Annotated in this window: 2 protein-coding genes; both read left to right on the forward strand. The window is 63.8% G+C overall.

What is annotated here, in order from left to right; genetic code table 11:
* Positions 1-135 precede the first annotated feature (135 nt).
* A complete protein-coding gene (locus BST10_RS22020) occupies positions 136-2,226 on the forward strand; it encodes a C-terminal helicase domain-containing protein (protein WP_133054471.1) in 2,091 nt (696 codons plus the stop codon).
* Positions 2,227-2,237: 11 nt separating this feature from the next.
* Entirely contained in the window at positions 2,238-2,474 is a 237-nt protein-coding gene (locus BST10_RS23470; protein WP_083040752.1) for a hypothetical protein, read from the forward strand.
* Positions 2,475-2,505 lie beyond the last annotated feature (31 nt).

Consider the following 2,505-nt stretch of genomic DNA (forward strand, 5'->3'; position numbering starts at 1 on the left):
GCGGGATACCTGCTTGCACGTCCCATAACTCGAATCCTCCCAAGATCGGGAGTCTCCGGACTTACCGGGACGGCTCATTACGGCGATATCAGAGACCTTGAACTGCGACTGGAGCCCAACCGCATCATCAATGCCGTGGCGGCTCGCCTGATGGAAAAGGGCGTCAACGGCCATGAGCTGTGCGCCAAGCTCGATGAGCTCACCACGACCACCCTCGGCGGCACGTTGATGCAGCGTCCCGACTTCGGGTTGCTCAAAGAGGTGTTGGCCAAAGACCAGCTGTCACCGCGCGATGTCGTGGAGGCCAAACGCTACCTGGCTGATCTCAACACGCTGTCGACGGTGATCACCCGCACCAAGAAGGTCGAGGTCGACGACCACAAAGCGAAACGCACCCTGGACCGTCACCAAATCACCTGGACCCCAGCCGAAGCCAAATTCTACGACCAATATCTCCAGTGGTGCCAAGACCGCGCCACCGCGATGGGTAGGCCACTGCACTTCGCGATGCAGATGCCGCTGCGGCTCGCCAGCGCATGCCTGCCGATGGCCCGCCGCGCGGTGCTCGACCCGCAAGGGTTCGGCGACATCTCCGATGCCGACTCGGATACTGCGGCGGTTCGTCTGGAACCGCATGCGGAGTTGGTAGCTGCCGCACGACAGCTACCCGAAGGTGTCGACACCAAATTCGATGACCTGCGTGATGCGTTGCGCACGTTTCATGAGCGCGGCCGGCGGGCGCTGGTGTTCACCCATTCACGGCCCACGCTGGCCTATCTCGCGGGCAGACTCGAGGACGAGTTCCGTGTCGCCGTCATGCACGGCGGGGTCAACCGCGAGCAGCGGCGTAAGATCATGGCGGACTTCCGCAGCGGCGCATACGATTTCGTTCTCGCCAACCGGGTCGCCAGCGAAGGCCTCGACTTCGAGTTCTGCTCAGTGGTCGTCAACTACGACCTGCCGTGGAATCCGATGGAGGTCGAGCAGCGCATCGGCCGCATCGACCGAATCGGCCAGGTCGAAGAGTCCATGCTGGTGGTCAACTTCGTCAACGACGCCACCATTGATGAACGCATCCTCTCTCGCCTCCTTGATCGCATCGGCATCTTCGAATCCTCCATCGGGGCACTGGAACCGATCATCGCCGCCCACGCACCGAAGGCCTTGGAAGCCGGCTTCGACTTCACGCTCACACCCGAGCAGCGCGACCAGAAGATGCATGAGGCGCTGACGGCCATCGAAGAGCAACGCGCCGGACTGCAGGACGTATCGGATGCGTCCACCGCGCTGCTGGTCAGCAATGACGTCGATGTCGCCGGCCTGGAAGACGAGCTGATGCGCACCGGACGCTACATCGGGCAGCAGGAGCTTGCCCAACTTCTCGACGACTGGGCGCGGGTCGACGGCGCGCCGGGAATCCGACTGGCCACCGACCGGCGGGTTGCGGAGCTGTACGGCAACCCGGTCATGGCCGCACGTGTCGAGGAGCTCGCCAAAACCGCACAGCGCACCCGCGCCGAAACGAGTTTCCTCACAACTCAACTCCGCAACGAGATCCCGGTTTCGCTGGTGTTGGATCAAGAGTTGGCGCGCACTAGCGGCGGCACACTGCTGACTGCGACGAGTCCGCTCGCGATGGCGGCGACCGCAGTGCCCGGGCACCGGCAGGCCCGGTTTGCCTCACTGCGGCTTTCCGTCACAGCCGAAGATGTCACACCCGGTATCTACGTTGTCGTCATGGCCAAAGCGGTATCGGCGTCGCGTGGTGGCGACGAAATCTGGGGCGCCGCCGTCACCGAATCCGGGCGTGACGCCGGCGACGGTCCGGCGAACGCCTTGCTGGCTGCGCTCGCCGAAGGAAAACTTGCCGATGCTCCCGTGCCGATCATCAACCGGCTGGAAAAGCTTGCCGATCGCGCGCACAACCAGCTGCATCGCCGGCACCTGGATGAGCAAGCACGGCGCAACCATGAGTTCGAGGCGCTTCGGCAGGCGCGGGCGTTCACTATGCAACAGCAGTATCAGCGCAAGGTCGCCACGATCGAGAACCGGATCGCCACCGCGCGAGCACGCGGTCGCGGTGAGCGGGCGATAGCGCTGTTTGAAAGCCAGCGGCGTCGGGCGCAGGAGCGCTACGCAGCGCTCTCCGCCGAGTTGCAGAGCGAAGTCCAACCCGAAATCCGACTCGAGCCGCTCGCGGCCTGTGTCATCGAAATAGTGGCCTGACGGAGGGATTAGTGAGTACGTCCAAGGAACTTGAGATCGAAGACGAGCGCACCGCTGAGAAGCGTTACGGGACGCTGCTGCGAGAGAAGGCGAGCCGCCCACTGGCCTATCAGGGGCCACGCAATGGGTTGTGGACCGGCACCGGCTTGCCGGCACGACGAGAGGTGCCGGTCGGAGAACTCGTGGGTAGGGTGGCGCTGGCGAGCAATGATCAATACCTGTGGATGAGCCTCGGTGAGGCGGCGTAGGAAAGGGCGCACCTTCCCGAGGATGATCTGA

The sequence above is a fragment of the Mycolicibacter algericus DSM 45454 genome, assembly GCF_002086455.1.
Taxonomy (GTDB): domain Bacteria; phylum Actinomycetota; class Actinomycetes; order Mycobacteriales; family Mycobacteriaceae; genus Mycobacterium; species Mycobacterium algericum.